The sequence below is a fragment of the Catonella morbi ATCC 51271 genome, from assembly GCF_000160035.2.
GTDB classification, from domain to species: Bacteria; Bacillota; Clostridia; order Lachnospirales; family Lachnospiraceae; genus Catonella; species Catonella morbi.
Window position 1 is genome coordinate 1 of sequence record NZ_KI535369.1, and the last position, 1,632, is coordinate 1,632.

Genomic DNA, 1,632 nt, shown 5'->3' on the forward strand with positions numbered 1-1,632 from the left:
CTACTACCTACTGCTTCTTCGTCTGTGGTCCTCAACCCCAAGGATAAATCCTTGGTTTGGGCTTCGTCCCCTTTCGCTCGCCACTACTTAGGGATTCGATGTTTCTTCCTCTTCCTCCGGCTACTTAGATGTTTCAGTTCGCCGGGTTCCCTCCGTATGACTATGGATTCATCATACGGTGACAGAAGTTCTTTCTGCCGGGTTTCCCCATTCGGATACCTGCGGATCAATGGATATTTGCTCCTCCCCGCAGCTTTTCGCAGCTTATCACGTCCTTCTTCGGCTCCTGGTGCCAAGGCATCCGCCCTGCGCCCTTTGTAACTTGACCTGAGTTGAGATGGGAAGGCCAGATGTCTATGGGACGTCGTTGCAAGCTTGCTTGTAAACGGCGGTCTATAGACAGATGGTGGCGTTTCTACGAAACGCCTAGCACGAGCGGAAATGCCTAGCATTTCTGCGAGTGACCCATCTCAACGGTATTTTAGATAACTCTTTTGGTTCTCTTTAATGATTCTATAACAGCTAGCGTACTGTTATAAAATCTTTTAATAATTATCTTATTCTTTTCATTAAACAAAAAGAATATATGAAGTTCTTTCTCGCTTATGCTTGAAAGAACGACCTGTTTTCTATATTCACACTTCGTTTTCAACTTGTGTTCATCAAGAAAACAATGTCTCGATGTTGTTGAAGTTCTTTCTCACTTACGTTCGAAAGAACAACTTGTTTTCTAAATTCATGCTTTGCCTACGGCTCGCATTCATCTAAGAAAACAATGTTTCGGTATGCAGTTTTCAAGGTACATTTGACTGTGATTACAAGCTTTTCTTCTCATTTGAGAAGTCTTAGCTCATCTTCAATCAGTCATTTGGTATAATCAATTTTTTACAACTAACATTTAGTTTTTGATTACATCAAATCACTAATCGAAGTTCAGTTGCTTCCGTTTGAGCTTCGCTCTCACTCGAAGAGTGTAGAGTTAATTAATGAAGTTCTTTCTCGTTGCACTCGAAAGAACGACTTGTTTTCTAAACTCGCTCTGCGTCTTCGACTTGAGCTCGATAAGAAAACAATGTCTGGCAGCCACCTACTCTCCCACACCGTCTCCAGTGCAGTACCATCGGCCGCCCAGGCCTTAACCTTCGTGTTCGGGATGAGAACGGGTGTGACCCCTGGACGCATCGCCACCAGACGTATTTTGGCATTTCATCTCGCAACTTTCGATCCAAACTAGCTCGAACTCACTTCGTTCGTCCTCGCTAGAGTTTGGCTCGAGATTGTTTCCTCGCTTTCGAAAATGTCTGAAAGCAAGCTTTCACATTTTCTCCCGCTCGGCAACAAAGTTGCTCGCTTGATACCTAAACAGTAAGACAATCTCTACTTCTTCTTCCTTAGAAAGGAGGTGATCCAGCCGCACCTTCCGATACGGCTACCTTGTTACGACTTCACCCCAGTCACCAGACCTGCCTTCGGCAGCTCCTCCCTTGCGGTTAGGCCACTGACTTCGGGCATTTCCGACTCCCATGGTGTGACGGGCGGTGTGTACAAGACCCGGGAACGTATTCACCGCAACATTCTGATTTGCGATTACTAGCGATTCCAGCTTCATGTAGTCGAGTTGCAGACTACAAT

At 45.3% G+C, this 1,632-nt stretch carries 2 rRNA genes and 1 other annotated feature; both genes read right to left on the reverse strand.

Annotation, left to right across the window (positions count from 1 at the left end):
* A 23S ribosomal RNA gene (locus GCWU000282_RS16925) occupies positions 1 to 328 on the reverse strand; the annotation flags it as partial.
* Between the two features lie 746 nt (positions 329 to 1,074).
* Positions 1,075 to 1,192 (reverse strand): 5S ribosomal RNA (rrf, locus tag GCWU000282_RS10470).
* Between the two features lie 216 nt (positions 1,193 to 1,408).
* Positions 1,409 to 1,541, reverse strand: a sequence feature (16S ribosomal RNA rRNA prediction is too short).
* Between the last annotated feature and the right edge of the window lie 91 nt (positions 1,542 to 1,632).